The following is a 16,982-nucleotide window of genomic DNA, read 5'->3' on the forward strand; positions in this document are numbered from 1 at the left end:
CTTATGCAAGAATTGAAGACGGATATCCTGGTGATCGGCGCCGGGTCGGGTGGCCTGTCGGTTGCGGCCGGGGCCAGCCAGATGGGCGCGGATGTGATCCTGCTGGAGGGTCACAAGATGGGTGGAGACTGCCTGAACTTTGGTTGCGTGCCTTCGAAGGCGCTGATCGCCAGCGGTAAGGCGGCTTATGGGCAGGCGCATTCATCCGCGCTGGGCGTGGCCGATGTGGTGCCGCAGGTGGACTATGCCGCCGCCAAGGATCACGTGCATGATGTGATCGCGCAGATTGAGCCGATGGACAGTCAGGAACGGTTCGAAGGTTTCGGCGTCAAAGTGATCCGCGAATATGGTCACTTCGTGTCGCCCACGCAGGTGCAGGCCGGCGATCATCTGATCACCGCGCGCCGGGTGGTGATTGCGACCGGCTCGTCGCCGTTGGTGCCGCCGATCCCCGGTTTGGATCAGGTGCCCTATTATACCAACGAGACGATCTTCGATCTGCGCGACAAACCCGAGCATCTGCTGATCATCGGCGGCGGCCCGATCGGGATGGAGATGGCGCAGGCCCATATCCGTCTGGGCTGCAAAGTCACCGTGATCGAGGGGATGCAGGCGCTGGGCAAGGACGACCCCGAGGCGGCAGAGATCGTGCTGGACTCGTTGCGCGCCGAAGGTGTCGAGATTCACGAGCAAGCCATGGTCGCACAGATTCGCGGCGCGGACGGCAAGGTCGAGGTTGTGACCGAGACCGGCCAGATCTACTCGGGCTCGCACCTGTTGTTGGCCGCGGGGCGCAAAGCCAATACTGACCGGCTGAACCTTGAGGCGGCGGGGATCGAACCTACGCGCACCGGTATCAAGGTGGATGACGCGCTGCGCACCACAAATAAGAAAGTCTATGCCATCGGCGATGTGGCGGGCGGACTGCAATTCACTCATGTCGCGGGCTATCACGCGGGCATCATCATCCGGTCTGCGCTATTTGGTCTGCCCTCCAAGGCGAAAAACGCGCATATACCATGGGCCACCTATACCGACCCCGAACTGGCTCAGGTCGGCCTGATCGAAGCGCAGGCCCGCGACCAACATGGCGACAAGATGGAAATCGCGCGCTTTGATTATCACCACAACGACCGCGCCATATCTGAGCGCAAGACGAAAGGCTTCATTAAGGTCATGGTTGTAAAAGGGCGCCCGGTGGGTGCGACAATCGTGGGCCATCAGGCGGGTGAATTGATCAACTTGTGGTCTTTGGCATTGGTTAATAACCTCAAGATGGGACAGATAGCCGCGATGGTTTCGCCCTATCCGACGATCGGAGAGCTTAACAAACGCGTGGCAGGTGCCTATTTCTCGCCAAGGCTGTTTGAGAATCAGACAGTTAAACGAGTGGTCAGGTTCGTCCAGCGCTGGATGCCCTGACTGGGAGGAGAGTGCAAAGTGAACTCGTTGTCGGGCCGATTTCTGATCCTGACCACGGTCTTCGTCATGTTGGCCGAGATCCTGATCTTTGTCCCCTCGATTGCACGGTTTCGCGAGGACTTTCTGCTCAACCGGCTTGAACGCGCCCAAATTGCGTCGCTGGCGCTGCTGGCAGATGACATGCTAGCCGATGATCTTGAGGCCGAACTGCTGGCCAATGCGGGCGTCTATAACGTCGTACTGCGGCGCGATGAGGTGCGGCAACTGATGCTGTCCTCGCCAATCCCCCAACAGATCATCAAGACATTTGATCTGCGTGACGCGACCCCCTGGGTTTTGATCCGCGACGCCGTGGCGCGCCTGTTCACGCCGGAAAACGAGATCATCCGAGTGATCGGAGAACCTGTCAAAGGGGCGGGTTTGTTGATCGAGGTGACCACTGACAGCAAGCCGTTACACATGGCGATGACGGATTACGGCCTGCGGATACTTGGCCTGTCCTTTGTAATCTCAATCATTACTGCGTTTTTCTTGTTCCTTGCCGTGCGGGTGGTTCTGGTTCGTCCGATTAAGGGCGTCGTCGGATACATGCAGCGCTACGCGGGTGCGCCCGAAGACGCGCGGGGGATCATTTCCCCCAACTCCAAGGTAACCGAGCTGCGCGAGGCGGAAGAGGCGCTGCAACAGTTGCAGACCGAACTAACCCAGGCTCTGAAGCAACGCGAGCGCCTTGCTCAACTTGGTGGTGCGGTGGCCAAGGTCAGCCACGACCTGCGGAATATTCTGACGTCGGCTCAGCTGTTCACGGACAGGATCGAATCCAGTGATGACCCACTTGTGCGCCGTATGGCTCCTAAACTGGTGAATTCGATTACCCGTGCTGTCTCTCTCTGTGAAGGGACGCTCGCGTTTGGCCGGGCTGAGGAACCTGCGCCGACTTTGACGATGGTCCCCCTGCATACTATCGCCGATGACGTCGTAGCCAGCGAACAGTTGGCTGTGGCGGACGCTTGCGTTGAGATCCGAAACGATTTGCCTGAAGATTTGGTTGCGCGAGCAGACCCAGAACAGATTTTCCGAGTTATCATGAACCTAGTCCGAAATGCCCGTCAGGCACTTGTGGCGTCGGGTAAGCCCGGGAAAATCACGATTTCGGGCTGTGAGTATGAGAACAGCTGGTGCGTCGAGGTCAAAGATACCGGTCCCGGTCTTCCACCCAAGGCCCGTGAAAACCTGTTTACACCATTTCAGGGGGGCGTGCGCAAAGGAGGATCGGGGCTTGGTCTGGCGATTTCGCAGGAGCTGGTGCGCGGACACGGTGGAGATCTGCTGTTATCCGAAACCGGACCGATGGGAACGACCTTTGAAATCCGTCTCCCACGGGGCGACGTGACTTTTTGATTTTTTTTTGCAGAATCGGCTTGCACGTATCTAACGCCGGGTCTAAACACCGCCTCACCAACGCGGACCGATAGCTCAGCTGGATAGAGTACTTGACTACGAATCAAGGGGTCGGGGGTTCGAATCCTCCTCGGTCCGCCACTGGTTTTCCTGTAAAAACAAAATCATGAGGCGCATCGACCTCTTGACTATTTTGGGGTGTTGCGCCCTAAGGCAACTCTGAGGCAACTGCGCTGGGTGAAATTCCCTATTTTTCACTACATCTCTCCGGTCCGCTGGGCTGCTGCCGAAGAACTCTCTTCGTACATTTTGATAAGTATCCGAAAACTCGGTTTCACTGTTAGGGAAAAAGCCCTTGAAGTTCTGGGCGTATATCAGGAGGACTTTTCGCGAGAGTGCGCGGTCTGTGCGCGCCCCAAAAACCATACTGTTAGCAGGTTAACTAAAACTGTACTACGGAAGTCGCTAACCGACTGCCTCAACCTGCGCAGCCCAGACCTGCTTCGCCAGAAGCGCGCGTTTCTGGCCTGTCAGGCGACCTTTGTTCCAAGGCGGGCGTTTCGGTGTGATGGCAGTAATTGACATCGATTGTTCTCCATCTTTCCCTCCCTCTCCAGGCAACGACACCATGTCGACTAACTGAGTCTACCAAGGAGCCAAATGGCAGGTTTCATCAGCATACCCGACGTTCGTGAACAGCGCAGTGTATGACCGCAAAGAGCCCGAAGCGGACACAGTTTCTTTGAAAGAAGATCGAGCATTATGCGGTATCCAAAAAAACCGAGCGCGCGATACAGCGAACCTTACTGGGACTTCGCTGGGATGTTCTGCGAATAGTCTTTTCACTCGTCCACAACACGAAACTCACCGGAAGGCGCATCAGTAGGTGGTTCCTCAAACTCATTGGAAATCAGACCGCGGCGGATGAGTTCTCTAATGGCGGCCGCTCTGGATGGCAGTCTGTTCTCGAACCGCCAATCATCAATGGCTTTAAGCTCTTCGAGGTCGAGCATCAGTTGCAGTTTTTCCGTGCGCTTTGGCGGTCGATTTTGATCAGACACTGGCATGACCTCAGTAGCTTACGTCAGTTACTCCAAGCATGTATGGCAATGGGCCTGTGTGTCTACATCAATCTTGGCATGTTGTGCCGGATACCCAGGATCATGAAGCGCCCCATGATGTGTCGGATACCTAAATTAAGTATATGATTTTATTTGAAACTTTATGAATCGCTCTTAGGTTTACTCCGCAAGCAACGAAACGGAGTGAAAATGATACAGCAAGTCTTAAAGTCTGAAGTTCAGGAAGAAACCAACGACACAGGCATCGACAAGAACGCCTGGATCGCCAACGCGGTGACGGAAGTACTGGCCGATACCATGGTCCTGATGGTGAAAACACAAGGCACACATTGGAACGTCGTGGGCCCGCTATTCCTGCCGATCCATGAACTAACAGAGCGTCAGTATCGCGACCTGTTCGAAGCTGCGGATGAATTGGCCGAGCGTGTGCGTGCGTTGGGTCAGGTGGCACCGATCTCGTTCACGGACATGGTTAGCCAAGCCAAGCTGACCGAAGAAGAGACGGTTAAAGATGCAGAGGGCATGATCAAACAATTGGTCGCAGACAACGAAGCGATTGCTCGGAACCTGCGTGAGACTGCCGCGACCGCAGCCCGTTATGGCGATGGAGCTACAGAGGATCTGATGAACGCCAGGATGGCGAAGCATGAGGAAGCTGTCTGGATGCTCAAGGCAATTGTTGCGGCCTAATTGGCGGCTCCCCTCGATTTGAACCAAGGTTTGCGAAGAAAGGAAAAACGATGACACGTGTTGGGTACGAGAAAAAGGCACAGCTGCAACTGGATAGTTGGAATGCCCAGATTGATGTTCTCGAAGCCAAGCTGAAGGTGGCCGAAGCGGACGCCAAACTCGAGCTCGAGGAGCAGCTCAGCAAGCTCTACAAGGCAAGATCTGACGCAGAGGCTCAACTGAATGATTTGAAGTCGACTAGCGACGAGGCCTGGGAAGATGTCAAAAAGGGCTACGAGGCTGCATGGGGCGATATGCAGAGTGCTTTGAAAAAAGCGGCCGACCGGTTCTCGTAGAGCTGTGTTTGTGAACAAAGCTCGTGTCGTAAATGGAGACAGGAATGCAAACACCTAGAGAATTAGTGAGGTACTTTCGTGGGTTCCTAACTATCCCTGCCGCCATTAGTCTTTCAGGGCTTTTGGTGGCTGGGATTGTCTTCAAGACGGAGCAAGCGCTCGCGAGTTGGGGTTGGTCCGCTTCCGATTGGCTGAGCGTTTCTAATCGTACTGCGAGCGATGTACTAAGCGCAATCTCGGCAGCATCCATGTCCGCGTTGGTCATGGTCTATTCCATTGTTTTGCTGGTCTACACCTTAGCAGCCGGATCAATTGGGCCCAGGCTCTTGCAGCGTTTTGGCGAAGACAGGGTAAATCAGATTGCAGTTGGCTCACTTGGAGCGACGTTTTTATACAGCTTGTTGATCTTGTGGCTGATACGCGATGACACATCCGTAAATTTGGCCGTTGCGATTGGAATAGTCTATTCGATCATCTCAGTTCTTTTGCTGTTGCTCTTCGTTCATACAGTATCGACGCGCGTAACCATTGATCAGGAGGCGGCGCGGATTTCTGAGGCCTTGGATCGCCAAGTCAGCACCGCAATCGAAAACAGCGCAGATACTCCATCTTCAGAGGCAGTCCCTGAGGAGGGAGACAAGCGCCAAGTCTTGGCTTCGGGCACTGGATATGTGAATTCGATCAATACCGAAGGTCTAGTGAGTGCGGCCAAGGAAGCCGGAGCAGTCGTCGTTTTTGATGTGCAGCCAGGAGACTTTATGGTTCCATCGGACACTTTGGCCAAGGTTTATGGTGATAGTGACGAAAGTCTTAATGATCTGGTGCAAGCGGCAGCTCCGTTAATCTCCGCGCGAGATCCTAATGGCGATATCCGCTTTTCTGTCCATCTTCTCGTTGAAATCGCACTTCGGGCGTTGTCACCGGGTGTCAACGACACGTTTACCGCAATAGTCTGCATCGACCGACTGTCGGCGTCTCTGGCTCGAGCGTGGTCGTCAAAGCTCTGCACGGGTGTGTATCGGGATGATGACGGAAACGTACGGGTGGTTTACCCGTCCATCACGGCTGAGGCACTGTTTCACGACTCTATGCCAGCTCTAAGACGCGCTGCCCGGGGTAATGGCCTCGTAACGGCCGCCCTTATTCGCGCTTTGGTGCGCATCGCAGAGGCAGCTCCAGAAGAAGATTTGCTGGCTGTTGTAGATGAACTATCTGCGGTCAGAGATGAGACCCGAGAAAGCGATATGCTTGAGCGCGATATTGATAAGTTTTGTGGCCAGGTCGAAACCGCAATTGAAGGGTTTTAGTCAACCGTCCTGGACAATTGCAGTCCAGTGCGGCTGGGGGGTGGTTTGTGAGTGGGCCATCCCCCAACTTATGGAAAAGTGCTCTTCGAAAGGTCTTAGTTACATTTCAACGAAAGGTAGTCAGTGAGTGGCGAAACCAAACGGCTACTTTGTCCGCATAGCAGTCGCTCACACCGAGTGCGGCGACTGTCTAATTCGGAGTCCACTTTGACCGATGCTGCGCGATACCCCAATTACAGCAATGCGCAGAAAGTGGATTTTGCAAAGTCTGACAATATCTAGCCTCCAAGCCCTGAGTCAAAAACGAAAATCATCGGGCGAAAAGCAAAGCAACGAGCGCAACTACGCCCGATGTAGATGCGCTTGTCAGGTTGCACGAATGGTCATAGTGCATGGATATCGAACAGATCGGAGAAACCTTTGATCTTTGTTCTACCAAATGTCTCCAACACATTTGCCCCTTCCAACAGATCGAAGGTTTCTTGATCAATCAAAATACGGCTTCCGTTTTTCTGCGTTTCTGCCTCGAGGCGAGCAGCAAGGTTCACGGTCGATCCGATACAAGTATACGTCGCTCGATTGTCCGTACCGGCATAGCCGGCGACCACTTCTCCAGTAGCTATTCCGATACCGATTTTTAGGTTACTTTTCCCTTCTGAGCGCCGTTCGAGATTCAAAATCTCAATCATGTTGTGCATTTCATGCCCTGCCGCCACCGCACTTTGCGCGGAGTTTGGCAGCGGTTGCGGAACTCCGAAAAGAGCCATCAAACCGTCTCCCAGCATCAGGCTGACAATTCCGCCGTTGCTAGTAACAGCCTCGAACATCAACGTGTAGAAGGTGTTGAGAAGGTCAATTGTTTCCTCGGGAGCGAGGTTCTCCGATAGGGCCGTAAAGCCGCGAATATCACAGAAGAGGACCGAAGCGTTGGCACGCTTGCCACCTATAGCAAAGCCAGACTCTTGCAGGTCTTGAGCAACCTCAGTTGTCGCAAAGCGCTCCAGCAGTCGCTTTTGCTCGTCCCTGAGTCTTTTCTTTTCAAGGCCGCTGGAGACGCGCGCACTGAGAAGTGTCTTATTGACTGGTTTTGGCAGGTAGTCTTCTGCACCCAATTCAATGCACCGCACGACATTGTCCAGGCCCTCAACGGATGACGTCACTATCACCGGCAAATCGCGCAGTTCAGTGTCCGATTTGACGGCCTCCAGAACCTGGAAACCGTCCATTTCCGGCATTTCGATATCCAGTAAAAGCAAGTCAAACGGCTGGTTAGACAACATCTCCATCGCAACCCGGCCGTTTTCCGCGACAGATGCTTGGTGACCCAATAGTTCTACGCTGCGTGACAAAAGCAATCGGTTCACCTTGTTGTCGTCGACGATGAGCAGGTGGCCACGGGCGTCAGTCATCAATCAGACTCCGTAAAGCCGCGGCGGCAGTGGTAAGGGCCGCCTCCAGCGCCGTCGCATCTGTCAGATCTCCGGCCTCAGGCAATTCTCCGAGTTCGACGTTCCTGGCCAGTTCGGCAAGAGCCGTCGCACCAAATGTGTTAGCGTTCGACTTGATAGAATGTGCAGCACGGCGGTATCGGTCGGCATCGGCTGCTCCCGCGGCCGCTTTCAATTCAACTATCATACTCGGCGCTTCATCGAGAAAGGTGTTTACAAGCTCAGCTGCAAAGTCTTCGCCTGTGGCATCTTTTAGTTCCATGAATATTTCTTGATTAATTGGGCTGTCTGTCATGGATCACCTTCTTATTCTCGGGGAATTTAAAAGGGCTTCGATTAGGACAGGTACGCGGATCGGTTTGGTGATATAGTCGTCCATCCCTGCATCCAGGCACATCTCACGGTCCCCCTGCATTGCGTTCGCGGTCATCGCGATTATACGAGGGCGACTTCCATCCGAATGCGCTTTGTTGATGCGGCGAGACGCTTCAAGACCGTCCATCTCGGGCATTTGCACATCCATAAAAACGACATCGTATATTTGCCGGTTTAAGCTTTCGACTGCCTCAGCACCATTGCTGGCCAAATCCGCGCGATATCCCATCTGCTCAAGCAGCCGGAGTGCAAGTTTCTGGTTTACCAAATTGTCCTCGGCCAGCAAAATTCGCAGTGGATGTCGCGTTGCCATATCCGGATCTGTTTGGGGTTTGTCCTGTAGTTTGGACGGCTTTGCTCGTACTTTTTCAGTCGCGAACACTGTAACCAAGGTATCGAACAGGTGGGATTGGCGCAAAGGTTTGGCAAGGTTTGCGGCAAAGAGCTCTTCCTCCAGATCTACTTCGCGTGGGCCAATTGAACTGAAAAGGATTAGTGGCAAACCCAGCTTCTTGGCGCGAACCTTTGTGGCGAGCTCTACTCCATCCATTTCGGGCATATGCATGTCGAGAATGGCTAAATCGAACTCGACGCCTTGTTCAAGTATGCTCAGCGCCTCTGACGGAGATTCACGCGTCGTGGTCTGCATGCCCCATTTCTCAGTTTGAAGAGCAAGGATTTTACGATTGGTGGCATTGTCGTCCACCATCAAAATTCGCTTGCCTTCGAGTTCAGCTTGAACGCCGACAAGACTGCGGGAAGAAGACTTAACTGGCTTTGCAGGTTTTGCCTGGATTTTGAAAACAAAGGTGGAACCGCTCCCCTCGCCCTCGCTTTCAGCCCACATGGTCCCACCCATAAGTTCGGAGAGGCGTTTCGAGATCGCAAGACCCAGACCAGTGCCGCCGTATTTTCTTGTCGTGGAACTATCTGCCTGACTGAAAGACTGAAATAATCGGCTCATACCCTTTTGGGACAGGCCGATTCCAGTATCTCGAACTTTGAACGTCAGTTCGAGCGATCCCTGTACCTCGGCGGATTGTTCAACAGACAGAACCACTTCGCCGCTTTCGGTAAACTTCACTGCGTTAGAAAGGAGATTTAGCAGAATTTGCCGTAATCTGGTCAGATCTGCGCTAATCGCCAGGGGCAGTGTGTCATCGAACTCATAAGCCAAATCGAGCTGTTTCTCGGCAGCTTTACCGCTGACTAAATCGAGTGCGCTTTCTATGCATTCGCGCAGGTCGAACGGATGGTTTTCGATATCCATCTGCCCCGCTTCAATTTTCGAGAAGTCGAGGATCTCATTGATGATACCCAACAGCGCGTCACCACTATCGCGGATGGTGTTTGCATAGTCGCTTTGCTCGGCATCCAACTCTGTGTCCATCAACAGGCCGCTCATCCCGATTACCGCATTCATCGGCGTACGGATCTCATGTGACATGGTGGCAAGGAATGCGCTTTTTGCTTCGTTGGCAGTTTCAGCAGCCTCGCGCGCTTCCTCAGCTTCGCGGAAAAGGCGTACGTTTTCGATGGCAATAACAGATTGATCGGCAAATGACTCGGCCATTGCAACATCGTCGTCCGAGAAGGGTGTTTTGGATTTCCTGATGAAATAGAGGCCGCCCAGACACTTGCCTCCGCGCATCAATGGTACGCCTAGGAAAGCTTCAAACCCGCTTTCTTCGTGGAGCTTCTTTGCCAACCGCGGCAGGTCACCCGACGACAAATCATGCACATGCATGGTTTTTCCAGACAGTAATACGGACGACAAAAAATTGTCGTGCGGATCCAGCGGGTGCCGGGTTCTTCCGAAATCACGTATCAGCCCTTTGGGCGAGGCCAAAGCCACTTGCCACCAGAAACTCTCATCCGACAACGCCGCACCGGCCATGTCGCACGAAACAAGCCGTGTCGCGGAATCTACGATCACCTCAAAAACAGGCGTTGTATCCGAGGGCGATTGGCTGATCACCCGCAATACATCAGCGCTCGCAGTCTGACGTGCCAAGGACGCCTGAGTTTCATTAAACAGGCGAACATTTTCCAGCGCGATGATGGCCTGATCAGCGAAGGACTCGGCAATGGCGACTTCATCTTCGCTGAAAACTTTGGCCGTTTTTCGGATGAACACCAAAGCACCGAAACATTCCGTCCCCCGCATCAAAGGCACTGTCAGCGAAGACTTGAACCCTTTCCTGCGGATGATTTCTTGATCGCGCGGGGGTAGCTCATCGGACCGCCACTCGGGCAAATGCAAGGTCTTGCCATTCTTGATTGCCTTGGACGGCAAATTGTCTTCGGGATCAATTGGCAGGCGCTCGGTCCACGTGATTTCTTCGACGCCATCGGGCGTCGCGGCGGCGATTTGCCAGAGTTCAGTCTTGTTCGCCTGAATAGCAATCGACAGGTCGCAATCTATGAGGGTCGTCGCCAGCGCGACAATCTTCTCGAAAACCGGCTTCGTATCGGTTGGGGATTCAGAAATAACTCTTAGAACGTCCGCACTGGCGGTCTGGCGGGCAAGTGCGGTTTGCGTATCGTTGAAGAGTTGCGAGTTCTGAATTGCAATTATCGCCTGTGACGCAAAAGTCTCCATCTGCTTGATTTGCTTTTCGTCAAAAGCCGCAGTGGTTCGGCTTCCCATGCTGATAACGCCAATTGTGTCACCATCTCGGATCAGTGGCACGGAAAGGACGGATCGATAACCTTCGAGATTGGATTTGAGCAGCGGATCGTAGTTGGGGTCAGCTTGCGTATCTTCAACATAGTCGGCCCGTCCATGCAGAAGCGCACGTGCCGTAGCCGAAGTTTCCCCGGGCTCAAAAGGATGCGCCTTCAAAAAATCCGCGAATTTGCCCGACAAATTGTGCCCAGCAAAATAATGGTACTTCCCGTCTTCGGGTGTCTTAAGCGCCACGAAGGCATCCTGCAGGCGACATATGCGGGACGAAACGGCCAGCAACGCCTCCAGTACAGGCTCCAATGCGTCAGGAGATCGGGAAATAACTTCGAGTACCTCGCTTGTGGCTTTTTGGTACTCTAAAGACTCCTCAACTTCGGCGGTTCGTTTCTGTACTTCCTCGAATAACCGCGTGTTATTGATCGCGATCAAAGCCTGCGACGCAAAGGTTTCCAGCAGGCTGATTTGTTTATCGTTAAACGCCGAGGCCTGCCGGTGTGCCATGACGATAACGCCAAGCGTGCGACCATTTTTGACAAGCGGAACTCCGAGAGTGGTGAGGTAATCGCCTATCTCAGCAGCCTGTTTCCAGGTGTATGTTGGGTCGTTGCGAGTATCTTCTATGTAGACTGTCTTTCCATGCAACGCAGTTCGCCCGATGCACGAGCCTTCCTCGGGAGCTATGGGATTGTCCGTCAGAAACTTCAGAAACGCCTCGCTTACGTTATGAGACATCACAACACGATAAAGCCCATCCTCTGCATCCCGCATAGCAAAGAATGCGTACTCCGGCGCGCAGATGCGCGAAGAAACCTCTAGGATGGCGTCCAACACCGGCGGCAGGTCATTTGGCGAACGGGAGATAACATCCAGGACTTCAGACGTTGCTTTCTGATACTTTAATGTCTCTTCAGCTTCGGCTGTACGGGCTTGAACTTCTTTGAACAACTGAGTGTTGTTGATCGCAATCACGGCCTGAGCCGCAAAAGTCTCTAAGAGTGAAATTTGCTTTGAATTGAATGGTGCGACTTTGTCGTGGCAGAGGACTATAACACCAACTACTGTTTCGCCCTTGATCAGAGGGACACCTAACAGCGAACGATATTTTCCAATGCGGGCCGCTTCTTTCCATGCATACTCGCCAGCCTCTGTATCCTCGTAGTATACTGTTTCTCCTCGTGCTGCGGTTTGGCCAATTCCGCTCCCGTGACCGGCTGGAACAGGGTTAGCCTTCATGAATTTCATGAAATCACTATCAAAATCTAGCATGATGTCAGTGTGGTAAAGATTGTCCTCCGGATTTAGGATCGAAATCGCAGCGTATTTTGGTTCACAAATCCGGCTTGCAACCCGCAAGATTTCTTCCAGAACCGGCTCCAGCTCGTTCGGAGACCGGGAAATAACCGACAAGACATCAGAGGTGGCAGTCTGGTATTCGAGTGATTGTTCTACTTCGGCCGTCCGTTTCCCGACTTCGTGGAAAAGGTTCGCATTCGTAATTGCGATAGTGGCCTGATCGGCAAATGTTTCGAGCAGTTGAATCTGCTTAGTGGAAAATCCCGAAACATCGGGTGACCCTAGAGAAATCACCCCCACGACTTCGTTGTTTTTTAGCAGCGGCACGCCGAGCAAAGATCTATATTCACCGACGCCGCTTTCTTCCATCCATGTGTAGGATGAATCCGCTTCAACATCTTTAATATAGATCGTTCGTTTCGACAGAATAGCCCGCCCACTTACACCGCTCTGACTTGGCGAAATAGCGTGAGATTTGACATATTCCGCAAAAGTCGTGTCCTGCGTGAGCGTCGAATGCACATGGAAAAGCTGATCGTCAGGGTTCAGCATCGCAACATAGGCATCCTGCAATTCGCAGATACGGGAGGCCTCTTGGAGGATAGCGTCGAGAACGGGTGCCAGCTCATTTGGTGACGCTGAAATAACCCGCAGAACTTCAGACGCAGAAGTCTGGTATTCTAAAGCTTGCGTCACTTCCGCTGTACGATCCTGGATTTCGCGGAACTGACGGACGTTTTCCATTGCGATCACGGCTTGAGCTGCAAAGGTTTGAACCAAAGCGACATCGTCGTCAGAGAAAGGTTCAACTTCACGGCGGTAGAGGACAATTACACCGAGACCTAGGCCATCCTTCATCAACGGAACTGCCAGAACCGAGCGGGCTCCTTCAATCTCAACCATCTGAACCCGTTTCGGGTCACGATCCCTGAAGTACAGTGGATCGTCCGCGATATCGTTTTGGCGAATGACCTCGCCATCAATCATTGGTTTGATCGCAACTAATTCCGTTCGTGTTAGCGGCTCCACAAAATTTTTGAGCGCTTCGTCAAAGTCGGTTCTTGCGCCGATATTGGCCGGGATCGTTGCGAGCCCCCGTTCGTTATCAGCGACGCATAAAAAAGCGAGCGGGGCTTTGCACAAGCGGCTGGAGTTTTCGAGAATGCTTTGGAACACAGGTCTTTCGTCGTCGCGGCTACGGCTGATGACTTCGAGGATTTCTCGCGATGCTTTTTCGCGCTCCAGTCGTTCCTGAACCTCTCGAAATTGGCGCGTGTTTTCTATCGCTATGACTGCGTGTTTGGCGAACTCTTCGATGAATTGCACGTCGGGATCAGAAAACGGGCGGACTTCGCGGCGGCTAACCGCAATAGCACCTATCGCCTGCTCGCCTTGCATCAACGGGACGACAACGCGCGACCTGATGCCTTCTACCTCGACCATTGTAACAGCAGTAGGATCACCCGAGCGGTAGAACTCAGTATCGGCGATGTCTTCGACGCGTACAACCTTGCAATTTCGTATCGCCGCCGCCGCCGTGACCGAACCATCAAGAGGCCACTCTTCTCCCAATTCGACGTCGGTTCTATCGTGCCCCCATGCTCCGGCCAATTGAATATGGGTTCCCGCAGCGTTGACCAAAACCAGCGCTGCCTGATCTGCGTCACAGATTTCAGTGGCCTGCTGAAGCACGGCTTCAAAGACTCGTGTGTCATTGTCCCGGCTTTTGCTGATAACACTTAGAACCTCCTGCGTCGCAGCTTGCCGTTCCAGCTGAGTGTGCAGCTCATTCATTTGACGAGTGTTATCGAGGGCAATGACGGCTTGCGCGGCAAAGCTCTCGACTAAAGAAATCTCGTCATCGGAAAAGGGTCGCACTTCGCGCCGGTAGATCCCGATGACACCTACAGGGTCACCATTTGCTGACATTAAAGGAACCGTCAGAAAGGAACGAACACCTTCCTCATCAACCAATTGCCGGCGCCAGGGATCCCCGTTGATGTAGTGGTCTGTCTCGCGCAAATCGACGTTGTGAATGACGCGCGCTTCCCGCACAGACTCGGCAATTTGTAAATTTGAGTCCAGAGACCAGCGATCCACGCCAACCTTGTATGTAGCCAATTGATCACCAAAATGGGCCGCGTACTCCAAATATGTTCCTGCCTCATTTAGCAGGCTCAACGTGGCTACATCTGTTTCGCAAAGCCGGGCCGTGTTTTCCAAGATCGTCTGAAATACCGGCGCTTCATCATCCCGAGACCGGCTGATCGTCTCCAGAACATCACGCGTGGCACCTTCACGCGCCAGACGAACCTGCAACTCGCTAAACTGTCGAACATTCTCGATTGCAATGACCGCTTGTGCAGCGAAAGTTTCAACCAGCTGGACCTGATCGTCGGAATAAGGTCGCACCTCATCCCGTGCCAACATCAGGCATCCGATTGCGCTACCACCCACTTTCAATGGGACAAAGAGATTGCTCCTGCACCCATGCGTGTCGACAATGAGTTTAAAGCGCTCATCTCCCGATTTATGAAAATCGGTATTGCCCATGTCGACAACACGTTTTGTCTCGCCACTTAGAATAGTGTCAGTCACGATGGAGTTGCCTGGCTCCATAGTGTATTTGCCGTCCAGCCACAGCTGTTGAATATCCGGGTGCAGGTTGACGCTGGCAATCAGTCGCTGAAGAGTATCCCCCTCTCGTCCGAGAACCAGACCAGCAAAAACAGCGTCACAGAGATCTTTTGCCAGCGTAACAATCAGGTCGAATACTGGCTGAACGTCATCCTTGGTCTCAGAAATTGCTTGCAAAATCCGCGTAGTAGCTTCGAACCGCGCCTGTTGATCATCCGCGCTGAGCCCGGCACTTTGCACGGACGACGGCACTGAACCGGTAGTTCCTCCCGATGCCTTCTTTCTAGCCACCCGCGTTCCGCTCCCAAGCAAACTAATAAAACACACGCGATTAGAGTTTAGATGGCATACCATAGAAGTCACAGAGTTTCTTTGAGGGGTATGCTCCATGCGCTTCAATTAATGATTGTATGGAGTTATCATGGGCGCAAAAGGCGCGGTCAAACCGATGATGAGGGCAGCTTTGAAACTCCTTTCGCAGGTGATCAAAGCTGGTTCCGGCGCGATAGGGATGATGAGCCCGTAACCGCTACGCTCAACCTGAAGGGTCTTGTCAGAAGAACTTAGGTTGAGACGGGTAGGGGGCTCTCGTAGTTTTTGCCTATGACCAGACCTGCCTCTTACAAATACTTCAAAACCAGCCCTGAGATCATCCGCCTTGCGGTGATGTTGTACATCCGATTTCCGCTCTCGCTTCGGAATGTTGAAGACCTACTGCATGAACGCGGGATCGATGTCAGCCATGAAACTGTCCGATATTCTTGGCGCAGGTTCGGGCCGGTGTTTGCCGCTGAGATCCGACGAACGCGTGTTCAACAACAGCGCGCATTCTCGAATTGGAAGTGGCACGTGGACGAGGTCTTTGTGAAGGTGAATGGCAAACGCCACTATCTCTGGCGTGCGGTCGATCACGAAGGTGAAGTGCTGGAAGCGATTGTTACAAAACGCCGAAACAAAGCTGCAGCGTTGAAATTTCTTAAGAAATTAGTGAAACGCCACGGCAAAGCTGAAGAAGTAGTCACAGATCGCTTAGCATCCTACAAGGCGGCGCTCAGAGATTTGGGCGCTCTGGAAAAACAGCAGAAGGGCAGGTGGCTCAACAACCGCGTCGAGAACTCGCACCTACCTTTCCGACGACACGAACGCGCGATTCAGCGTTTCAGGTGCTTGCGAAGTTTACAGAAATTCGCCTCCGTCCATTCCTCCGTCTACAATCACTTCAACCAGGAACGATCACTCACCAGCCGAGACATCTTCAAGCTGACCCGCAGCGCTGCTCTCGCCGAGTGGCGTCAACTTTGTTCCGGATAGGTTCGCAGTTTCCGCGGCAAACTGAGACTGGTTCGAATTCGTCTGACGGCACCTCCAAACCTGTCTCCGGATCGATGACCCGCCCGTTCGTTATGACTATATCGTAGTCCTGCGCTGAGCAGGTCGTGGCAATAGCCACAAAGATTGCAGAAACAAATGTGCGGTACATGAGCTTGACCTCCGTGTTTCCAGCGTAAGGCGATAAAGGAGCAGATCAATTTATTGTTTTGCCTGGGTCTGCTCTTACTGCTTTCCGTCCTGAATAGCCCTCTGAGTAAATGCACCAATGTCTGCCTGGAACCCAAAGCCAACGCCAGTTACTGGTGCTTGAGTATTACTTTGATGATTGAGCTGGATACATAGAAGCAAAGTGGTGGTCGGTGTTAGGGTTTTTGAGTCAACACCTGACCTCGGCTTGTAAACGAGATTCCTTGAGTGCCGCTTCCTCCAACCATGATCGCTTCTACGATAGGGGGTAGTACCGGAACTTCTGCCGACCAGGTGACTATGAAATTCGCGCCAATCCCGTCTCCGACGCTACCAATAGGTACAAGCGCACTCATCGACCCAAATGGCATCAATTGAACGGGCTCATTTATGAGAGTTTCCAGAAGTTGCCCCGCTCTGTCGTAATATTCGACACGCTCAACTTTGATCTCTGATTGAAGACTAATGTTGGGTACAACTAGCGTAGACGCGAGCGGTTCGCTGCGCCCCTCCTGCGTGAAAACTCGCGAATAAGAGGGAACATAGATGACTTGAGATGTAACACTCTCCGAAACTTGTGCGAATGAAAGGCTTGGTACGGTCGTCAACGAAACCAAAACCATTGAGATTGACCAGAAAGATCTGCGGGAGAAAAACTTCATGTAGGCGCATGCTCCGTTTCTTCTGCCTTCAAAATGAGCATACGGATGACAAGATTCGGCGCAAGAATATGTCCGCTTTGTCCGCATAGCTGACCTTCACTGCATCGGGCTCCATTGTCTGCT

General features: G+C 53.0%; 11 protein-coding genes and 1 tRNA gene. 7 read left to right on the forward strand and 5 right to left on the reverse strand.

The genetic code is table 11. The features are described 5' to 3' along the window. Positions 1–3 precede the first annotated feature (3 nt). The 3 genes from AC2FNR_RS22330 to AC2FNR_RS22340 all read left to right on the forward strand — a co-directional run bounded on the left by AC2FNR_RS22330 (position 4) and on the right by AC2FNR_RS22340 (position 2,964). The gene (locus tag AC2FNR_RS22330; RefSeq protein ID WP_496851553.1) at positions 4–1,422 is read left to right on the forward strand and encodes a dihydrolipoyl dehydrogenase family protein; all 1,419 of its coding nucleotides are present in this window, start codon (positions 4–6) and stop codon (positions 1,420–1,422) included. An 18-nt stretch (positions 1,423–1,440) separates the two neighbouring features. Beyond that, a complete protein-coding gene (locus AC2FNR_RS22335) occupies positions 1,441–2,823 on the forward strand; it encodes a sensor histidine kinase (RefSeq protein WP_348539070.1) in 1,383 nt (460 codons plus the stop codon). A 64-nt stretch (positions 2,824–2,887) separates the two neighbouring features. Continuing rightward, positions 2,888–2,964, forward strand: a tRNA-Arg gene (locus AC2FNR_RS22340). 701 nt (positions 2,965–3,665) lie between these two features. Here AC2FNR_RS22340 and AC2FNR_RS22345 read toward each other — a convergent pair. Further along, on the reverse strand, positions 3,666–3,884 hold the full coding sequence (locus AC2FNR_RS22345; protein WP_152456637.1) for a hypothetical protein: 219 nt from the start codon (positions 3,882–3,884) through the stop codon (positions 3,666–3,668). Positions 3,885–4,094: 210 nt separating this feature from the next. On the opposite strand from AC2FNR_RS22345, the gene AC2FNR_RS22350 reads away from it, so the two are divergent. The 3 genes from AC2FNR_RS22350 to AC2FNR_RS22360 are packed head-to-tail and all read left to right on the forward strand — an operon-like array spanning position 4,095 to position 6,237. Beyond that, a complete protein-coding gene (locus AC2FNR_RS22350; RefSeq protein WP_170416161.1) occupies positions 4,095–4,595 on the forward strand; it encodes a Dps family protein in 501 nt (166 codons plus the stop codon). Between the two features lie 50 nt (positions 4,596–4,645). Continuing rightward, complete coding sequence (locus AC2FNR_RS22355) at positions 4,646–4,930, forward strand: sll1863 family stress response protein (RefSeq protein ID WP_353391507.1); 285 nt, start codon at positions 4,646–4,648, stop codon at positions 4,928–4,930. Positions 4,931–4,974: 44 nt separating this feature from the next. Further along, entirely contained in the window at positions 4,975–6,237 is a 1,263-nt protein-coding gene (locus AC2FNR_RS22360) for a DUF2254 domain-containing protein (protein ID WP_475225907.1), read from the forward strand. Between the two features lie 383 nt (positions 6,238–6,620). On the opposite strand, the gene AC2FNR_RS22365 is transcribed toward AC2FNR_RS22360, so the two are convergent. Genes AC2FNR_RS22365 through AC2FNR_RS22375 form a run of 3 tightly spaced genes read right to left on the reverse strand, consistent with a single transcriptional unit; the run spans position 6,621 to position 14,970 of the window. Next, positions 6,621–7,646, reverse strand: a complete 1,026-nt coding sequence (locus AC2FNR_RS22365; protein WP_496851555.1) for an adenylate/guanylate cyclase domain-containing protein — start codon at positions 7,644–7,646, stop codon at positions 6,621–6,623. Continuing rightward, positions 7,639–7,980 carry an Hpt domain-containing protein gene (locus tag AC2FNR_RS22370; RefSeq protein ID WP_496851557.1) on the reverse strand — a complete coding sequence of 114 codons (342 nt, stop codon included), beginning with the start codon at positions 7,978–7,980 and terminating at the stop codon, positions 7,639–7,641. The genes AC2FNR_RS22365 and AC2FNR_RS22370 overlap by 8 nt, the downstream gene beginning before the upstream one ends. Positions 7,981–7,983: 3 nt before the next feature. Next, positions 7,984–14,970, reverse strand: a complete 6,987-nt coding sequence (locus AC2FNR_RS22375) for a GAF domain-containing protein (protein WP_496851559.1) — start codon at positions 14,968–14,970, stop codon at positions 7,984–7,986. Positions 14,971–15,282: 312 nt separating this feature from the next. Between AC2FNR_RS22375 and AC2FNR_RS22380 the strand changes: the two genes are divergently transcribed. Continuing rightward, a complete protein-coding gene (locus AC2FNR_RS22380) occupies positions 15,283–15,990 on the forward strand; it encodes an IS6 family transposase (protein WP_496851561.1) in 708 nt (235 codons plus the stop codon). Positions 15,991–16,373: 383 nt separating this feature from the next. On the opposite strand, the gene AC2FNR_RS22385 is transcribed toward AC2FNR_RS22380, so the two are convergent. Next, on the reverse strand, positions 16,374–16,946 hold the full coding sequence (locus AC2FNR_RS22385) for a DUF3124 domain-containing protein (RefSeq protein ID WP_496851563.1): 573 nt from the start codon (positions 16,944–16,946) through the stop codon (positions 16,374–16,376). Between the last annotated feature and the right edge of the window lie 36 nt (positions 16,947–16,982).

It is taken from the genome of Ruegeria sp. SATB045 (assembly GCF_059613525.1).